The organism is Mesorhizobium silamurunense (assembly GCF_014843825.1).
In the GTDB taxonomy this organism is placed as follows: Bacteria; Pseudomonadota; Alphaproteobacteria; order Rhizobiales; family Rhizobiaceae; genus Mesorhizobium; species Mesorhizobium silamurunense.
Genome location: NZ_JHQR01000044.1, coordinates 31439 through 47693, shown reverse-complemented (window position 1 = coordinate 47693; position 16255 = coordinate 31439). Strand labels below are relative to the sequence as shown.

16 protein-coding genes are annotated in these 16255 nt (G+C 63.5%); 9 read left to right on the top strand and 7 right to left on the bottom strand.

Annotated features, from left to right (window positions below):
* The first annotated feature begins 260 nt into the window (after positions 1 to 260).
* On the top strand, positions 261 to 527 hold the full coding sequence (locus DH10_RS04520) for an exopolysaccharide production repressor protein (protein WP_192251120.1): 267 nt from the start codon (positions 261 to 263) through the stop codon (positions 525 to 527).
* On the opposite strand, the gene DH10_RS04515 is transcribed toward DH10_RS04520, so the two are convergent.
* From DH10_RS04515 to DH10_RS04490, 6 genes are all read right to left on the bottom strand, one after another.
* Positions 498 to 2390 carry an ABC transporter ATP-binding protein gene (locus tag DH10_RS04515; RefSeq protein ID WP_192251122.1) on the bottom strand — a complete coding sequence of 631 codons (1893 nt, stop codon included), beginning with the start codon at positions 2388 to 2390 and terminating at the stop codon, positions 498 to 500. The genes DH10_RS04520 and DH10_RS04515 overlap by 30 nt on opposite strands.
* Before the next feature lie 8 nt (positions 2391 to 2398).
* Positions 2399 to 3388 (bottom strand): HPr kinase/phosphorylase, encoded by a 990-nt coding sequence (locus DH10_RS04510; protein WP_192251124.1) that lies wholly within the window; start codon positions 3386 to 3388, stop codon positions 2399 to 2401.
* Complete coding sequence (locus DH10_RS04505; protein WP_192251126.1) at positions 3385 to 5304, bottom strand: lasso peptide isopeptide bond-forming cyclase; 1920 nt, start codon at positions 5302 to 5304, stop codon at positions 3385 to 3387. The genes DH10_RS04510 and DH10_RS04505 overlap by 4 nt, the downstream gene beginning before the upstream one ends.
* A gap of 4 nt (positions 5305 to 5308) precedes the next feature.
* A complete protein-coding gene (locus DH10_RS04500; RefSeq protein WP_246506244.1) occupies positions 5309 to 5725 on the bottom strand; it encodes a lasso peptide biosynthesis B2 protein in 417 nt (138 codons plus the stop codon).
* Entirely contained in the window at positions 5709 to 6008 is a 300-nt protein-coding gene (locus DH10_RS04495; protein WP_192251130.1) for a PqqD family protein, read from the bottom strand. Before DH10_RS04495 ends, DH10_RS04500 begins: the two co-directional genes overlap by 17 nt.
* A gap of 157 nt (positions 6009 to 6165) precedes the next feature.
* Complete coding sequence (locus DH10_RS04490) at positions 6166 to 6318, bottom strand: lasso peptide (RefSeq protein ID WP_082953851.1); 153 nt, start codon at positions 6316 to 6318, stop codon at positions 6166 to 6168.
* 503 nt (positions 6319 to 6821) lie between these two features.
* On the opposite strand from DH10_RS04490, the gene DH10_RS04485 reads away from it, so the two are divergent.
* The 8 genes from DH10_RS04485 (at position 6822) to DH10_RS04450 (ending at position 15154) form a co-directional block, all read left to right on the top strand.
* Entirely contained in the window at positions 6822 to 7976 is a 1155-nt protein-coding gene (locus DH10_RS04485) for a nucleotidyltransferase family protein (protein WP_192251133.1), read from the top strand.
* A 55-nt stretch (positions 7977 to 8031) separates the two neighbouring features.
* On the top strand, positions 8032 to 9048 hold the full coding sequence (locus DH10_RS04480; RefSeq protein ID WP_192251136.1) for a glycosyltransferase family 2 protein: 1017 nt from the start codon (positions 8032 to 8034) through the stop codon (positions 9046 to 9048).
* A gap of 118 nt (positions 9049 to 9166) precedes the next feature.
* Complete coding sequence (locus DH10_RS04475) at positions 9167 to 9559, top strand: hypothetical protein (RefSeq protein ID WP_192251139.1); 393 nt, start codon at positions 9167 to 9169, stop codon at positions 9557 to 9559.
* Between the two features lie 170 nt (positions 9560 to 9729).
* Positions 9730 to 10602, top strand: a complete 873-nt coding sequence (exoK, locus tag DH10_RS04470) for an endo-1,3-1,4-beta-glycanase ExoK (protein ID WP_192251142.1) — start codon at positions 9730 to 9732, stop codon at positions 10600 to 10602.
* A gap of 131 nt (positions 10603 to 10733) precedes the next feature.
* Positions 10734 to 12065 carry a UDP-glucose dehydrogenase family protein gene (locus tag DH10_RS04465; RefSeq protein ID WP_192251145.1) on the top strand — a complete coding sequence of 444 codons (1332 nt, stop codon included), beginning with the start codon at positions 10734 to 10736 and terminating at the stop codon, positions 12063 to 12065.
* A 34-nt stretch (positions 12066 to 12099) separates the two neighbouring features.
* Positions 12100 to 13545: a GMC oxidoreductase gene (locus DH10_RS04460; protein ID WP_192251148.1), complete on the top strand. Its 1446-nt coding sequence runs from the start codon at positions 12100 to 12102 to the stop codon at positions 13543 to 13545.
* A gap of 11 nt (positions 13546 to 13556) precedes the next feature.
* Positions 13557 to 14000, top strand: coding sequence for a hypothetical protein (locus DH10_RS04455; protein ID WP_192251151.1), 444 nt, complete (start codon positions 13557 to 13559; stop codon positions 13998 to 14000).
* Between the two features lie 74 nt (positions 14001 to 14074).
* Positions 14075 to 15154, top strand: a complete 1080-nt coding sequence (locus DH10_RS04450; RefSeq protein WP_192251154.1) for a glycosyltransferase — start codon at positions 14075 to 14077, stop codon at positions 15152 to 15154.
* A gap of 54 nt (positions 15155 to 15208) precedes the next feature.
* On the opposite strand, the gene DH10_RS04445 is transcribed toward DH10_RS04450, so the two are convergent.
* On the bottom strand, positions 15209 to 16231 hold the full coding sequence (locus DH10_RS04445) for a phosphoribosyltransferase (RefSeq protein ID WP_192251157.1): 1023 nt from the start codon (positions 16229 to 16231) through the stop codon (positions 15209 to 15211).
* Positions 16232 to 16255 lie beyond the last annotated feature (24 nt).

The following is a 16255-nucleotide window of genomic DNA, read 5'->3' as shown; positions in this document are numbered from 1 at the left end:
GCGGTGCCCGAGTGTGCGTCGCAGCATGGTAGAGTCGATCCCGCAAAACCATTGGAAATCTCCTGCGCCTGGCCTTGCTGCGAAGGTCTCGCCTTAATAGAGTCGCAAACTGTTTCTGTCATAGTCTGGATGGGTCAGAAAGGCCGGAAGCAACCGGCCGAATTGGGCAGCCAGAAATAGCTCTTTGGCGGAACGGGGAGTTGCGCGGGTGGGTAAGTCAGTGCTTTTGCGCGCTCGTGCCGGTTGACGGGACGACGAGCATGTCTTTGCCAAAATTCATCGTCGGGATGATATTCGCACTCGCGATCGTGGTCGGCTGGTCTTACTTCGACGGCGCGTCGCTTGGCACCATCATCATGCGTGCCGTCATTTGCGCCGTCATTATTCAGCTGGGTTATTTCCTTCTGGTCTTCGCCATGGTTGCCAGGAACAGGCCGATGCCCGCCGACAGGGCGCGAGAGGCCGACCGCGGCATCAAGGTGGCCGAGGGCGAAAAGCTAACCGCCAGGCGCGGCAGCGTCCGCTGATTGTTCAGTCGGCACCGGGAGCGGCGCCTTGTCGGCCAGCGTTGCGGGTTCCGGCCCGGCCCCTTCGCCGGAGAGCATCCTGGCTAGCCGGCTGCCCGGCTTTGCCTTCAGCCGCTGATATTGCCCGACCTCGACGATACGCCCGTTCTCGATGGCCACGACCCAGTCGGCGAAAGCGATCATCGATGGCCGGTGCGCGATGGTGAGGATGGTCATCTGGCCCCGCAGTTCCTCGATCGATTGGGCGATCAGCGACTGATTCTGCCAGTCGAGCGCGCTCGTCGCCTCGTCGAGGATGAGCAGCGAGGGCTTGCGCAACAGCGCCCGTGCCAGCGCGATGCGCTGACGTTCGCCGCCCGAGAGCCTGACACCGCGGTCGCCCACCACCGTTTCCAGCCGCCGGTCGAGCCGCTCGACGAAGTCGGCCGCATGCGCCTTGCGCAGCGCCGCCCAAAGCTTCTCGTCGCCGGCCTGCGGCGCCGCCAGGCGCAGATTGGCGGCGATCGTGTCATGCAGCAGGAACACGTCCTGCGGCACATAGGCCACCTGGCTGCGCCAGGCCCTGCGATTTTGCACGGTGATCTCGACACCGTCCGCCAGGATAGTGCCATGGGTTGGCTCGAGCAGCCCAAGCAGCATGTCGGCGATCGTGCTCTTGCCCGAGCCGGACGGACCGATCAGCGCCGTCACCTTGCCGGCGGGAAGGCCGAAGGTGATGTCGCTGACCACCGGCTTACCGTCGCCATAGGCAAGCGAGACGTCGCGGATGTTGAGGCCGCTGTCGAGCGACAGCCTTGCGTTCTGCGCGCCATCGCCCGGCTCCATCTCGCGCTCGGCGTCGAAACGTGCCTGCAAGGCCTGCATGGCGGTGTAGGCCGGCAGGTTGATCAGCATTTGCTGTGCCTGCACCTGCATATCCATGAAGCGCGGCGCGACCCGCATGAAGACCAGAAGCAGCACGACGATTTCCGCAAGCGACAGGTGGAAGCGCACCAGCGCGACGTAGATGAACAGGCTGAGCCCGATGACGCTCGCCACCTGGAACAGCGCGGTGCCGACGGTGCTGTTGCGGACATAGGCTACGTTGTCCGCTTTCATCTTTTCGAGCGTCGCGCGGAGCTGCGCGAAATAGCTGGCCTCCACGTTCAGGCTCTTGGCCACCTTGATGCCGCCAAGGAACTCCGAGACCGTGCGGTACTGCTCCTGGCGGCTGCCGGTCAGAACGCGGCCATAGGCGGTGGCGCGCGCACGGAAGGGCTGCAGCGCAACGAACAGGATCACGCCGATGAGGATGGCGAAGGACGTCATCACCGGCGAGATGAACAGCGACACCACGAGATAGCCGGCAAGCAGCAGCGCCGTCTGGGCGAGCATCAGCAGCGAGAAGGCGGCCGCCTGAACGCGATCGATGTCGCCGGTCAGCGCATGATCGAGATCGGAGCTGCGCATGCGGGTGAAGACGCCCCAGCGCGCCTTGCCGATGCTCTCGAACAGGTTCATGCGCACGCGGTTGACGAAGTCGTAGAGCAGCCGCGCCATGTAGAGCGACTTGAAGCGGTTGAACATCGCCTGCAGCGCGACCAGGGCGACGAGCAGGCAGAGCACCGTCGCAAGTGATAGTGTCCCATCGGGCTCCAGCCAGCGCAAAGCGTTCGGCACCCGGACGGCGAAATCCTGGTCGGCATTGCCGATCAGATGCAAGAGCGGGATCAAAAGCAGGATCGAGAGGCCTTCGGTCAGGCTTCCGAGGATCAGGAATGCTAGCGCCGTCAGCGTGCGCTGCCCGCCTATATGCGCCATCATGCCGCCGAAGCCGGCAACATCCCGCAAAAGCGACAGGCGAAGTTTTGAGGACCAGGCCATGCCTCTGCTCACCTTGCCTGTGCGCCGGCCGCCGGATCGCGCTCGATCAGGGCGACGGCTTCATCGATCCGCTCCAGACCTGCCGGCACGTCGAGCCGGCTGACGCCGATCCGGGCGGCAAGCTGCGCGCATTGAGCGAGATGCGTGGACGCGAAATCGCCGACCAGCGCCTGCCGGCCGAACCGGGTGACGTAGGAGAACTTGATGGTCGCTGCCAACGCGCCGGCGCCCGGCAGCGGCGTGATCGCCGCCTGCTCGCCGCGCTCCAGCACATAGATCCGGGCCGCCGGCACGGCTTCGCCGGAAAATCCTTTTTGCAGGCGATGCTGCGCTTTCTCGATCTGCGGATGCACCTGCGGCCGCACCTCCGCTTGTCCGATCCGGATGACGTCGGCGGCATCCGCGGCAAGCTTGAGCTGCGGAAAACCGGGCAGGATCATCGGCCGTGAAGGATCGGACAGGTCCAGCGCCACGACATCGTCGGTAAGCAGAAGGTGACCGGCGCGGATCATCGCGCCCGCCGTGGTCGACTTGCCGGCGCCCTTGTCGCCCATGAAGATCACGCCTTGCCCGTCCACGGCGATCGCGCTGGCGTGCAGGACAAGCAGACGGCGCTGATGCAGGGTGAGCGCCAGCACCGGACCCAGAAGCGGAAAGGCCAGCAGCGGATCGTCGATACCCGGCGCCGGATCGACATCGATCCTGGAAGCATCGCTGATCAGAAAGGTGCCGACGGCTTGCCAGGACAGGTATTGGCGCGTCGGCTCGAAACGAAAGGCCGTGGCGTTCGGCGATGCGGCCTCCGGAAAATCGATCGGCCCAACAGCGATCTCGATGTCCGATGTTGCCGGCGCGGTCGGTTCCAGCTCCGGCAAAATCACTTCGGACCCGATCGTCAGGCCGTACGCCTTATAGAAGCGCCGGGCACGTCCCTTTCGAATGGCCGCTTCGACGGCGGAGCCAGGCCTCGTGGCAAGAGAAGCGACCGGAGGGTTCATGCAGGGCTTCCATCCCGTTGGACCTGCCGCAGCCACAGCGACAGCGAGGCCGACCGCCAGATATGCTGGACATCGGGCAGCGTCGCCTGCTCGGGCCGCCGCAGCATGCGGGCATAGACGGCGTTCACTTCGGGCAGATTGACATAGGGGGCGATCAAGTCGCTGTCCGACACCAGTAGCCTGTCCAGGAGATCGCGATGGTTGACGATCATGCCTTTGACCAGGCTGGCGGTAAAATCGATCTTGTCACGCCGCCACTGCACCGCCGGTGGCAGCACGCCTTCCATCGCCCGGCGCAGCACATGGCGGCCGAAGCCGTTGTGCAGTTTTTCCGCGCCCGGCAATGCCAGGCAGAACTCGACCAGCGGTTTGTCCCAGAATGGATAGCGTGGCTCGATGCCGAAATTGGCGGCGGCCTTGTCGAGGACCTCGAAGGCGTGCGGCACCAGGCCGGTGGACAGAAGCCAGCGATGCGTCAGCGCTTCGCTGGTACTGACATTGGCGGGCATGTAGCCGGCGCGATGGAAACGCTCGGCGAGGTCGGTGCGCCTGGCAAGCTCCGGATTGACCAGTCCCGCCCAGGCGGCGCGCGGCGCGTGCAGTGGTCTGCGCCGCAGCTTGCCGAGGAAGCGTTTGGCCATCGCTCTCATCCTGGCAACCCGCCAAGCCGGCCCGTAGGCGGCGAGGAACTTGAAATACAGAGATAGCATCCCCTCGCCATAGGTCTTGGCGGCGCCGTGCAACTCGCGCCACAGGTCTAGCCACCTGCCGCCATGGGCGAGTTCATGTAGGTGCCCATAGCCTTGCGATACGACCTCGTCGCCGCCATGGCCGTCGAGAAGCACCTTGACGCCCTTGACGCTCGCGGTGCGATAGATGCTGCGGGTCAAGGACAGGCCGGGCGCCAGGAAAGTCCCTTCCTGTTCCTCCAGAATGCGCTCAAACTCGGCGAAGGGCGCATAGTCGCCGACGGCAATCAGTGTGCCGTCGAGCTGATATCGGTCAAGCACCGCATCGATGAAGGGCTGCTCGTCCATCGACGAACCTTTCTCGAAGACCAGCGAGAAGGTTTTGAGCTTCGGCTTCTGAGCCGCCGCTGCTTGAAGTCCGGCCACGCAGGCGATCGAGGACGAATCGAGGCCACCGCTCAGCATTGCGCCGACGGATGGCGTGCCGCGCATCCGGTTCTGCACCGACTGGGAAAAAAGATGCCTGAATTCCTCGGCCGCATCCGAGCGCAGCGGCTTTGCCGAAGGCTCGATCTGCCAGTAGCGACGAAGCGTCACCTGGCTGCCCGTCACCGTCAGGGTGTGGCGGGCCGGCAGGCGGAAGATTTCGGCATAATGGGTTGACTGCGGATCGTCCGGCAGGCCGGCGAGGAAGCCGGAAATCTGATGCTCGCTGAGATTCCTGCCGACGCCATCCAGGGTAAGCAGAGGGCCGATCTCGGAGGCGAACGCGAAGCGCCTGGCGGTCGAGTGATAATAGAACGGCTTGACGCCGAAATGGTCGCGCACGCAAAACAGCGCCCGGCGCTCGGCATCCCAGATCGCGAAGGCGAAATCGCCTTGCAGATAGGTCGGACAGGCCTCGCCCCATTTGAGATAGGCGCGCATCAGGAGCATCGCGTCGGCGACTGGCCGGTCGCGTATGCCGAGCCGCGCCAGAAGCTCGTCGCGGTTGTCCAGCCGGCAATCGGCCGTGATGGCGAGCTTGCCTCCGGCCATGGTCAGGGGGCCGGGGCCGTCCTCGCCCGTGGTGTCGAGCCAGGCATGGCCAAGCGCCGCACTTCTGTCCGTCCACCACGAGCTGCCGTCGCGCGCCCGGTGGCGCATGCGCGCCAGCATCTGCTGGATGTCGGCTGCCGCGGCGGGCCTGCCGTCCTGTCTGAGCAGAATTCCGGCGACGCCGCTCATGGGCCTATTGCCCGTGATCGACGAGATGGGCGAAGCCATCGATCGAGCCGCCAAGCACGATGTGGTTGCCGCTGACCAGCCACGCATGCGCCTTGAGCTCGACGCCGGTGTCGCGCTCGATGCCGATGCGGATCTTGGAAGCATTGCCCTGGCGGGCAAGCAGATATTGTCCGGCGAGCGCCTGGGTGAGGCAGCTGGCGCCGGGCACGAACCGTGCAGCGGCGGCAACGCCCCATGCGACGCGCCGCAGATCGGCGATACCGGCGTCATTCCTTGCCTCCAGCCGGTTCACCAGAATGCGCACGCGGTTATAGGAGGAGAGTGTCAGCCCCAGCCGCACGGCGCTGACCACCGCCAGACAGTGCGCCAGAAACAGCATCTCCGGGCCGCTCAGCGAGAGGACCCTAGGCCAGTTCCTCATGGTGGAGCCTCGCAAGCCCGGCTTCGAGCAGCCCCTTGAGCAAGCCTTCGACATCGGCCTTGCAACGTTCGGCATCGACGTCATAGCGCGCGAGCACCGCGCTTTTTATGTCGACGATCGGTCGCGGTTCCTGGATCAGCTCCCAGATGTAGGCGCCGACGCCGTTCAGGCTGTAGTAGATGTTGGATTTGAGATGGAGCAGCGCCAGTCCGTTGCCGAATTCGCAAGCCACCGCATCGCCGGTCGCGACCACGCGGTCATGGTCCGATGGGTTCCAGTGCATCCTAAAACCTCATTGTTTGAACGCCATGCGTGACCTGGATCGGGATCGGTTGCCTGCGATCGCCCGGCCAGGAAGCCGGGGGATACGAGCCCCCGGCCCACTGTTCAAAAGAGAACGCCCGGAGCCACAACTGCGACAACCCCAGGCGCCTGCAAGCTCAGGAGAAGGTGAGCTCACCGACCGGCGTGTGCGCGGGAAATGCCGCGTCCAGCGCCGTCGTGCCGGAGGCACCCTGCGTGATCGTTTCGATCGAACCATGAACCGTCAGGCTGGGGGTCTCGTACTCTTGCTTTTCAACATTCTGTTCCATTCTACTCTCCAACTGAGGACTGGAAGCGGCGTCAGAATGCCGCCAGCATACTGCTATGCTGCGTTGCAATTGCTGCACGGCAACATTTATGAGTCAAGCGTGATTTACCTTGCATTAATCAATTCTTGGTTGCGCCGGCATCCGCCGATGATGGAGCGGCAGACATTCCCATTTTAGGCGGATGTCATCCGGTAGCTAGGCGGCGCATCTTTGCCGTTTAAGTAAGCGTATGATTTATTTGCAATAACTTCATAAGCTCAAATACCTGTCTCACGACCGCGGGGAGAATGCTGCAGAAAGTATCGATTGCCGGCTTACGTCACCGCAGTCGGATCTGTCTTCAAAAGTGATCGGCGAGATGGCGAATATGAACGCTAAGGTTGCAGGGGCGAGGCCGCTTCGGAAGGCGCTGGATGGCTGCCCTGATTTTTGGCGATGCTTTTCTTCGCAGTTGCGGTATAAACGCCGCCGCGGGCGGTTTTGCGGAGAAACGACAACGGGGCATGGCCGTGCAGGACGCTTCTTACGACAGGCTGCGTGCGGCCGGCTGCGCCGACGAAGTCGCCTATGTACAGGCCTGTCTGCGGCTGTTCTTCAACCCGGCTGCGGGAGCCGTCGATCATGGCCGCATGCCGGTTCCGGCAATCTCGGTGGCCAACGTCGCCGACATCGCGAGGTTGAACAAGGTCGCTGTCTTTTTGCTCAAGGCTCTGGCGCGGGCGGCGACCGGCGCGGCGCCTCCCGAACTGCTCGCATGGCTCGAAGCTTATCGCCGGCGCACTCTGTCGATGAACGCCGCCTGCATCGGCGATTCGATCGCCATCCATCAGGTGCTGCGTGACAGGCAGGTAGACTTCGTCTTCCTGAAGGGGCCGCTGCAGCAGCAATTGCTCTATGGCGATCATTTCATGAAGCCGTCCGGCGACGTCGACATCCTGGTTTCGCCGTCCGGTTTCTCGGCAGCTCGCGAGGCCCTCCGCTCGGCCGGCTATGAGGTCGCGGGCAAGTCCCGTTCGGTCTGGTGGGTGCGTTTCCTCGGCGAGCAGCACATGGTCCGCGACGACGGCGTGCGGGCCGCCACGGTCGATCTCCATTATCGGCTGCAGCAGCCGGGTTCGCCAAGTCCGCGCGATATCGACTGCTTCCTGCGCCGCAAGCGCGAGGTCAAGGTGGCCGGCGCCGCCATGCCGCTGATTTCGGCATCCGACACGTTGCTTTTGTCCTGCATCAGCGTCGCCAAGGCCTTCTTCAATCGCGAGCCTTGCGCCGGCTATGTCTGCGACGTCAGAGCCGCGGCCAGCCGGCTGAACGAAGCCGAGCAGCAGAAAGTGCTCGACCATGCCGCCGAGCAGGGCCTCGCCGACACGCTGCTGCTCGGTCTGCGCGCGGCCGATGTCCTGCTGGGCGGTACCGCCACGCTGCTTTCGGATCGCGCCACACGGATCCTGGCGCGCATCGACAATGCCGACCTTTTCCACATGGTGATCGCGCCCTGGCTGTCGTCGCTGTGCTGGCCGCAGCGGCGCACAGTGCTGTGGGAGCTCTGCGGCCGCGAGCCCGTGCGCTATCTGGCCGAGGCCGGCTGGGCGGCCTCCGCCGATCTCAGCCGGCGCATCTTCGAGCGGCCGGCCACCACGCCGGCGCGGGGCAACGGATGAAGACCGGTTTTGCATTCATGGGCGGGCTGTCACTCACGCAATCGAAAGGTGAATCATGCCCGTGACGACCCCCAGGGTCTGCGTCATCATCGCCGCCCGCAACGCGGCGCGGACCATACCGGTCGCCATCGCTTCGGCTCTGCGCGAGGCGGAGGTGGCGGAGGTCGTCGTGGTCGACGACGCCTCCACCGACGACACGCAGTATGTGGCGCGGGCCGCCGATGACGGCAGCGGCCGGCTCAAGGTGATGCGTCTCGATGTCAATCGTGGTCCGTCCTTTGCCCGCAACGCCGCCATCCAGGCCTCTGTTTCGCCTTTCATCAGCATCCTCGACGCCGACGATTTCTTCCTCGAAGGTCGTTTCCGCCGGCTGTTTGACGGCGCCGACTGGGATTTCGCGGCCGACAACATCATGCTGATCAGGGATGATGCCGCGGCCGATCCCACCAAGGTCTCGGCTCCGTCCTTTGCGCCCGAACCGCAATTTCTCGATTTCGAGCGTTTCATCGACGGCAACATTTCCCGCCGCCGCGTCCAGCGCGGCGAACTGGGCTTCCTCAAGCCGGTGATCAGCCGGGCATTCCTCGAGCACCACGGGTTGAGCTATGACGAAAACCTGCGGCTCGGCGAGGATTACGAGCTCTATGCGCGCGCGGTCGCCTGCGGAGCGCGTTTCAAAATCATCAAGTCCTGCGGCTACGGCGCGATCGTTCGTGCCGATTCGCTGAGCGGCCGCCACCGGACGCAGGATCTGAAACGGCTTGCCGATGCCGACCTGGCGCTGCTGGCGCTGGGCAACCTGCCGGAGGGTTCGAAGGCCGCATTGCGGCGCCATGAGCGCCATGTGCGCGACAAATACCGGCTGCGCAATTTCCTCGACGTGAAGGCGGAGCGTGGCCTGGCGTCGGCCGCGGCCTATGCCTTCGCCAGCCAGTCCAACCTGATCCCGATCATTCGCGGCGTGGCCGCCGACAAGCTGGACGCTCTCTTCCGTCGCGCAGGCATTGCTGCAAAGCAGCAGGTGCCGCCGATGCGCTTCCTGATGCAGGCAACAAGTGCCGCAAAGGAATGATCGGACAAAGGCGCCAGCTGTTCCCAAAAAAATCCGCTTTCCGAAACTACGAGGTTGCCTAGTTACTCCGAGAATGGCACTCTATGTTGCGGTGCAGCAATTTCGAAAGACCGATCGAATGGCTTCGATTTTCGGCTTCAGATCCAGGGACCCGGCCCGTGACCGGCAGACTGATCTCCAGCGGCTCGACCGTCTGGCGAAGCTGTTCGACCAGATCAGCGCCGAGATCGAAGCGGAAAAGACCGGGCTGGAGAACCGCTATCGGTCGACGGCGACCAACGCGGCTTTCCTGGTCGAGGCAATGGAGAACGGCTCCGCGTCGACGGATAAATCGTCGGACGTCAGCGCGATGACCGGCGCGATCCTGAATTACGAGCGGCGCATTGCCGAGCTCACGCGCCAGAAAGGTCTGATGAAGGAACTGCGTCATTCACTCGACGCGATTGTCGACGACAGTGCCGGGCAACCCGGTTCGCAGCCCGGACAGGCAAGGTCTGCGGGAAGAGGCTGACAGCGCATCCAGGCGGCGTCATCGGTACAAGACACTGGGTCATCGGACACTGGGTCATCGGTAGAAGACATTAGAGAGGAGTCCAAAAGGGCGGAGGATCAGAAGCGGCTCTCTGGAGGCGGGCCAGGAATGACTTTGGGTTGGGGCGGACAGCACAAAGGTAAGATGTCATGAACGCATATCCGAACGACACCTCCACCGTGGCTGCTTCCAGCATGCCGCGCGCGCATACGAATAGGTCAACGAGCCTGCACCTCTGCCTCGCGGGCGCGTTGCTTGCGGCTGCGGCCGCTATTGTGGCCCCACCGCATCCGGCGCATGCCGAGGAGATGCAGAGCGCGCCGTCCTTCGTCGACAATTTTTCGAATTTCGACCGTTCGCGCTGGTTCGTCTCCGACGGCTGGAACAACGGCAATCATCAGAACTGCACATGGTCGAAGGACCTTGTCCGGCTTTCCGACGGCGTGCTCTCGCTGAGCTTTGAAAAACGCAAGCTGAAGGATCGCGAGTTCGCCTGCGCCGAGGTCCAGACCAAGCAGCGCTATGGTTACGGCGTCTATGAGGCGCGGATGAAGACGGATACCGGATCCGGCCTCAACGCCGCCTTTTTCACCTATATCGGGCCGCAGGACAAAAAGCCCTGGGACGAGATCGACTTCGAGATCCTCACCAAGGACCCGACCAAAGTCCAGGTGAACAGCTACATCCAGGGCAAGCCGAAGAACGGCAAGCTGGTCGATGTCGAAGGCGGCGCCGACAAGGGCTTCAACGATTACGGCTTCGTCTGGGAAAAGGACCGGCTGCGCTGGTATGTCAACGGCAAGCTGGTCAACGAGGTGACCAATCCGGACGAATTGCCGACCAATCCGCAAAAGATATTTTTCAGCCTGTGGGGCAGCGACAAGCTGACCAACTGGATGGGCGCCTTCGCCGATCCCGGCCGCAAGGTAACGATGCAGGTCAAGCGCATCGCCTTCACCGCTTTGGGCCAGCCATGTCAGTTCCCGGAATCGCTGGCATGCAGCATAAGTAACAGCAACTAGGCATGATCCCCAAACCGGGAACCGGTTTTGGGATAAGATCATGCGGAACATCTGGGCCCACGAAGGGCCTGGGGGACATCTGAACCGGCCGGGCCGCCTTGCGGCCCGGCCTTGAACAGGAATAGAACCGAATGAACTTGACGGTGTTTGGAATTGGCTATGTCGGTCTCGTCCAGGCCGCGGTGCTCGCGGAGGTTGGGCACGAAGTGGTGTGCGTCGACATCGATGAAGCGAAGGTGGAGCGGCTCAATCAGGGCTTCATCCCGATTTTCGAACCCGGGCTGGAAGCTCTCGTCAAGGAGAACCACGCCGCCGGCCGCATCCGCTTCACCACCGATGCGGCCGCGGCGGTCAAGCATGGCCAGATCCAGATGATCGCGGTCGGCACGCCGCCCGGCGAGGACGGCTCGGCCGACCTGAAATATGTGCTTGCCGTCGCCGAAGCCATCGGCCGCGAGATGGACGCGCCCAAGATCATCGTCGGCAAATCGACCGTGCCCGTCGGCACCTGCGAGAAGATCAAGGCCAAGGTCGCCGAAACGCTGAAGAAGCGTGGCCGCGAGGACCTGGCCTTCGACGTCGCCTCGAACCCGGAATTCCTCAAGGAAGGCTCGGCCGTTGCCGACTGCATGAAACCGGACCGCATCATCGTCGGCACGTCCAGCGAGGACACCGAGGCGGTGATGCGCGAGCTCTACGCGCCGTTCAACCGCAACCACGAGAAGATGATCGTGATGGATGTGCGCAGCGCCGAGTTCACCAAATATGCGGCCAACTGCATGCTGGCGACCAAGATCAGCTTCATGAACGAGATGGCCAATCTCGCCGAGCAATTGGGCGCCGACATCGAGGAGGTGCGCAAGGGCATCGGCAGCGATCCGCGCATCGGCTACCACTTCATCTATCCGGGCCTCGGCTATGGCGGCTCGTGCTTTCCCAAGGACGTCCGCGCGCTGATCAAGACCGCCGAGGGCGTCAAGTTCGACGCCAAGCTGCTGCGCGCCGTCGAGGAGCGCAACAACGCGCAGAAATCGGTGCTGTTCGACAAGGTCGACCGCTATTTCCAGGGCGCTCTCAAGGGCAGGACCTTTGCGGTGTGGGGACTGGCCTTCAAACCGAACACCGACGACATGCGCGAGGCCCCGTCGCGCACGCTGATGGAGGCGTTGTGGGCAGCGGGCGCCAAGGTGCAGGCTTATGATCCCGAGGCCATGCAGGAATGCCAGGCCATTTACGGCCTGCGCGAGGACCTTCTGCTGTGTGGCACCAAGGAAGCAGCGCTGCGCGGCGCCGACGCGCTCTTGATCTGCACCGAATGGAAGAGTTTTAGGGCGCCCTCCTTCGATGCGCTCAAGGACGCGCTGACGACGCCGGTCATCTTCGACGGCCGCAATCTCTACGATCCGAAGGTCATCGCGCGCTATGGCATCGAATACCATTCGATCGGCAGGATGGCGGCATGACGGTGGTGCGCGTCTCGGGAAGGGGTTCGATCCGATGGTGATGGATGTTCAGCCCGAACAAATCGCCAGCGAGCATTTCGATCTCGTCGTCATCGGCTCCGGTTTCGGTTCAGCCTTTTTCCTGCATGAGTTCCTGAAGCGGCGCAAAGCCCGCGCCCTGGTGCTGGAATGGGGCCGCCACAACACGCATGAATGGCAGCTCAACCAGAACGCCAACACGGACATAGACGACGAAAGCACCTACAAGACCGACAATGCCGACAAGCCGTGGAACTACACGATCGGCCTCGGCGGCGGCACCAACTGCTGGTTCGCGCAGACGCCGCGCTTCCACCCCAACGACTTCAGGCTGAAGAGCACCTACGGCGTCGGCAACGACTGGCCGATCAGCTATGACGAGCTGGAGCCGTTTTACTGCGATGCCGAGGAGGTCATGTCGATCTCCGGCGATCCCGACATGGCCCGCATGCTGCCGCGCTCGCGGCCGTTCCCGCAGCCGCCGCACCGCATGTCGACGCCGGACCGGATGATGAAGGCGGCGCAGCCCGAGCAGCATTTCGTCATGCCGACCGCCCGTGCCCGCGTGGCGACGGCGCAGCGCACCTCATGCTGCGCCAACCTCAGATGCTGGCTGTGCCCGGTCGATGCCAAGTTCACCGCCAACAACGGTTTGATGCACGTCTTCCAGCACCCCGACGTGTCGGTATGCCTGGGCGCCGAGGTGCGCCGGCTCGACCATTCAGGCGGCGCGGTGCGTTCGGTTACCTTCGTGCGCAACGGCAAGGACTATTCGGTCAGCGGCGATCTCGTCATCCTCGGCGCCAATGCCATCCAGAGCCCGGCCATCATGCTGCGCTCCGGGCTCGGCGGCGAGTTCGTCGGGCTCGGCCTGCACGAATCCTATGGCTGGAACTACGAGGTCTATCTCGACGGCGTCGACAATTTCGACGGCAGCACCATCACCACCGGCTTGAATTTCGGCCTCTATGACGGCCCGCATCGCGCCGAGCACGCGGCGGCGCTGGTCTATTTCGAAAACCGCTGGCAGCATGGCATGCGCGCCGACAAGGGGCGGCTGCGGCAAGTGCTGCCGCTGGTCATCGTCACCGAAAATCTGCTCGACCCGGAAAATCGGGTGGTCCTCGACAAGGACGAGAACGCTTTCGTCAGCTTCAAGGGCGCGTCCGACTATGCAACCAAGGGCATGGCCAAGGCGCTCGAGAGGCTGCCGTCGCTGCTCAAGCCGCTGCCGGTCGAGCAGATCTTCGATCGCGGCATCAGGCCGACCGAATCGCATGTGCAGGGCACCTTGCGGATGGGCACGGGCCCGGCCGACTCGGTGGTCGACCGCGACATGATCCACCACCAGCTCCGGAACCTCGTCGTCGTCGGCACCAGCACCTATCCGAGCTGTTCCTGCGCCAACCCAAGCCTGACCGCCGCCGCGCTTTCGTTGCGGGCGGCGAGCCGGCTGGCATGAAGGAGGGGCCGATGAAGATCACGCGACGCGCTGCACTGGCCGTTGTTGCCGGCGGCATTGCTTCGACCGGCATTGCCGCCGCGGCCGTATCGTCCTTCTCGGATGAGGATCTGGTCCGCGTCACGCTCGAGAAATATTTCGGCCCGCTCAATATGCGCATCGAGCATCTGCAACAGTTCGTGCTTGAATTCCGCAACCGTAATCCGTGGGTATTCCCGAGCGACAAGCTGGCGGATGCGGTGACGCTTTTGGAGACCGTGAGGCTCGACAAGGCGCGCGAATTGCTGCCCAGGCAGAAGCAGCAGGATGTCGGGAATTTCGAGCGCTGGGTCATCGCCGAGTTCCACATGCTGACCGACTACGCCTGGCGCAGCTCGCCCAATGATCCGATCCGCTTCACCGGCTGGCATCCATGCACCAATCCCTTTGCCAACCTTGAGCAGCAGAGTGCCTGACACTGCTCGGCGGCATACTCGCCGCCAAGCCAAGAAACGACTTGGCCAAGAAAAATGTGACAAGGAGCCGAACCATGAAAGTTCTCTTCGCAGGCGGCAACGGCTATCCGCCGCAATTCAGCGGCGGCGTCCAGTCGAGCACCCATCACCTGGCCGAACAGCTGATCGAACATGGTCATGAGGCATCGGTGCTCGCCGCTTTGTTCGGCCAGGGCATGTTTGGCTACAAGGCGCGCGCCAAGATGAAGCTCCTCGGCCAGCGCGCCGTCATCGACAGCTTCCCCGGCTATCCGGTGGTGCGCGCCTGGTTTCCCTGGGAAGCGGCGGCCTTTGCCGTCAAGAAACTGCAGCCGGACGTCGCGGTGGTCCAGTGTCATAAGTCGGTTCCGCTCGGCAAGGCGCTGGAGGCCGAGGGCGTGCCGCTGGTGGTCTATCTCAGGAACGTGGAATTCCATGAACTGGGCGGCGATCTGCGCGAGCTGAACTCGGCATCTTACATCGCCAATTCCGAGTTCACGGCGCGCACCTACAAGCGGCAGTTCGGCATCGATTCCACGGTGATCCCGCCGACCATCAATCCGGCCGCCTACAGCACGCCGACGACGGGCGAGTACGTCACCTTCATCAACCCTTACGAGGAAAAGGGCTTCGAGCTCGCTGTGCGCATCGCCGCGGCCTGCCCGGAGATACCTTTCCTGTTCGTCGAGAGCTGGAAGCTGGAGGACGATCACCGCGCCCGTGTCGCTGAGACGATCGCGCCCTTCTCTAACATCAAGCTCGAGAACCGCACCGACGATATGAAGACCCTCTATGGCCGCACCAGGATCCTGTTGGCGCCGAGCAAATGGGAAGAGGCCTGGGGCCGCGTCGCCTCGGAGGCCCATTGCAGCGGTATTCCCGTCATTGGCTCGCGGCGCGGCGGTCTGCCGGAGGCGATCGGCTCGGGCGGCGTCGTGCTGGATTATGACGCGCCGCTCGAGGACTGGGTCGCGGCGGTCAGGCGGCTGTGGAACGATCGTGAGGAATATGAACGGCTCTCGCAGGCGGCGCTCACTTTCTCGCAGCGCCCGGAACTCGATCCCGAGCGCCAGTTCGCCACCTTCTTCGCCTTGCTGGACAGGGCTGCCCGGCAGCGCGCCCGGCGCGCTGCATAGAATTTGCCAGACAGCGCGCTCGGTGCGCTGCTTAAAATTTGCGTAAGATTTTACTTACGCAGGCCTTTTGACGCGGCTTTTCAGCATTTCGTAGACGCGTTCGCCAAGCAGGGCGCGGGCGGCGGTCTTGAAGACCTTCTTTCGCCCGGCGGGCGAATTGATCTGCCTGAGCCGCGCCGGCAGGTTGCGCGCCGCCTGCTCCAGCGCCGGCAGGGAAAGCGCGTCGGGAAAGCTCACAATGTTGGTTTCGACACAGAGCACCGGCTTGCCCGACAGCTTGGCGATCTTGAGCGCCTGCTCATGCTCGCTCTCGATGAACAGGATGGCGTCCGACTTGCGGTAGAAATCAGCCTTGAAGCTGCCATGCGCGCCGAGCCGCTGCCGCTCGGCCTTGCTCGGCAGGTCGAGCATGATGAGGTGGTCGTATTTGATTTCGTGCTTTGCGAGCCATGCCTCGGTCAGCTTGCGGTACTTTTCCAGCCGGCTGGTCACCAGCCAGCCGATCTTGCGCGTCGGCCCGAGCAGCGGCCGCGCCTCGGCGAGGAATTTCTCGTAGGCCGGACCGTCGTCATTCTCTTCCTCGGTCGGATCGAGGCAAAGCACGCCGTCTATGTCGACGCAGCATTGCTCGAGGAAGACGTGGTGCATGAAATTCCACTGGAACATCCTGGGATGCGGCACGACCTCGAAGACGATGTCGGTTTCCTTGTGCTGCGACAGCAGCCCGAATACGGCCGCGTACACGAAATCGCCCTTGATGCCGGCGGCCGCGATCTTGCTGCGTGCATCGCGCATGGCGTTGCCGCCGCTGACGCTGTCGTCGATCACCAGGATCTTGCGCATTTCGGAATGTTGCCGGTCGAGCGCGGCGCGCCGCTTGGTGATCCCCGACGTGTAGATCTTGCCGGCGAGGAAGCTGTCGAGATCGGTCATCGGAATGTTCGCCGTCAGGCTGACCAGCGTCGCGGCGAGGATGCCGCTTCTCGGCACGCCGACCACCAGGTCGATGTCGCGCGGCAGCCGGTGCAGGTTCCGCGCGATCGCGTCGTTCATGTCTGAAATCGATCGGTAATTCATGCTGTTGCCTTACCCTCAAAAATC

Excerpts from the sequence above, each read along its gene's own strand:
- DH10_RS04450 (WP_192251154.1), top strand. The coding sequence starts at position 14,075 with ATGAAAGTTCTCTTCGCAGGCGGCAACGGCTATCCGCCGCAATTCAGC.
- DH10_RS04480 (WP_192251136.1), top strand. The coding sequence starts at position 8,032 with ATGCCCGTGACGACCCCCAGGGTCTGCGTCATCATCGCCGCCCGCAAC.
- DH10_RS04515 (WP_192251122.1), bottom strand. The coding sequence starts at position 2,390 with ATGGCCTGGTCCTCAAAACTTCGCCTGTCGCTTTTGCGGGATGTTGCC.
- DH10_RS04490 (WP_082953851.1), bottom strand. The coding sequence starts at position 6,318 with ATGGAACAGAATGTTGAAAAGCAAGAGTACGAGACCCCCAGCCTGACG.
- DH10_RS04485 (WP_192251133.1), top strand. The coding sequence starts at position 6,822 with ATGGCCGTGCAGGACGCTTCTTACGACAGGCTGCGTGCGGCCGGCTGC.
- DH10_RS04465 (WP_192251145.1), top strand. The coding sequence starts at position 10,734 with ATGAACTTGACGGTGTTTGGAATTGGCTATGTCGGTCTCGTCCAGGCC.
- DH10_RS04510 (WP_192251124.1), bottom strand. The coding sequence starts at position 3,388 with ATGAACCCTCCGGTCGCTTCTCTTGCCACGAGGCCTGGCTCCGCCGTC.
- DH10_RS04455 (WP_192251151.1), top strand. The coding sequence starts at position 13,557 with ATGAAGATCACGCGACGCGCTGCACTGGCCGTTGTTGCCGGCGGCATT.
- DH10_RS04475 (WP_192251139.1), top strand. The coding sequence starts at position 9,167 with ATGGCTTCGATTTTCGGCTTCAGATCCAGGGACCCGGCCCGTGACCGG.
- DH10_RS04445 (WP_192251157.1), bottom strand. The coding sequence starts at position 16,231 with ATGAATTACCGATCGATTTCAGACATGAACGACGCGATCGCGCGGAAC.
- DH10_RS04505 (WP_192251126.1), bottom strand. The coding sequence starts at position 5,304 with ATGAGCGGCGTCGCCGGAATTCTGCTCAGACAGGACGGCAGGCCCGCC.
- DH10_RS04520 (WP_192251120.1), top strand. The coding sequence starts at position 261 with ATGTCTTTGCCAAAATTCATCGTCGGGATGATATTCGCACTCGCGATC.
- DH10_RS04495 (WP_192251130.1), bottom strand. The coding sequence starts at position 6,008 with ATGCACTGGAACCCATCGGACCATGACCGCGTGGTCGCGACCGGCGAT.
- exoK (WP_192251142.1), top strand. The coding sequence starts at position 9,730 with ATGAACGCATATCCGAACGACACCTCCACCGTGGCTGCTTCCAGCATG.
- DH10_RS04460 (WP_192251148.1), top strand. The coding sequence starts at position 12,100 with ATGGTGATGGATGTTCAGCCCGAACAAATCGCCAGCGAGCATTTCGAT.
- DH10_RS04500 (WP_246506244.1), bottom strand. The coding sequence starts at position 5,725 with ATGAGGAACTGGCCTAGGGTCCTCTCGCTGAGCGGCCCGGAGATGCTG.